Consider the following 504-nt stretch of genomic DNA (forward strand, 5'->3'; position numbering starts at 1 on the left):
CGTTAACTTCACCCATAACGAAAACCTTTTGCGAATCATTTCTTGGCACATGGATGATATCACCTGGTTGAAGTAGCCTATTTTCAGTGAGGTCGCCTTCTTGCATCAGCGCATAAAGAGATATGTTTTCAACTATGCCGTTTCTTGTCAGTGTTACATTTTTCCAGTCGGCGTTTTCGGCTAATCCACCTGCACGGTTAATTGCATCTAACAAGGTGAGTGGGATGTTGGTGATTGGTTGTTGTCCAGGATTACTTACTTCACCAGTAATGTAGGATTTTTTCGAACGAAAAGCGGCGACGCTGACGTCCACTTGAGGACTTTCTATGTACTTTGCTAATCGGCGAGAAATATCTGCACGAATTTGACGAACGTTTTTACCCGCAACTTCAACAATACCTATATATGGATAGAAGATAGTACCATCAGCATGTACCCAGTTACCCGCTTCAGCAGAGCTGCGATAAGAACCAGCTGGAATAGTTAGTTCTGGGTGATCCCAAA

General features: G+C 43.3%; 1 protein-coding gene. It reads right to left on the bottom strand.

Features of this window, described 5'->3' with window-relative positions; all coding sequences use genetic code 11:
- Positions 1-504 (bottom strand): polysaccharide biosynthesis/export family protein (locus tag R7Q09_RS28675; protein ID WP_318144274.1); only part of this gene is annotated, 504 nt, incomplete at both ends.

This window comes from Vibrio sp. 2130-1, assembly GCF_033339515.1.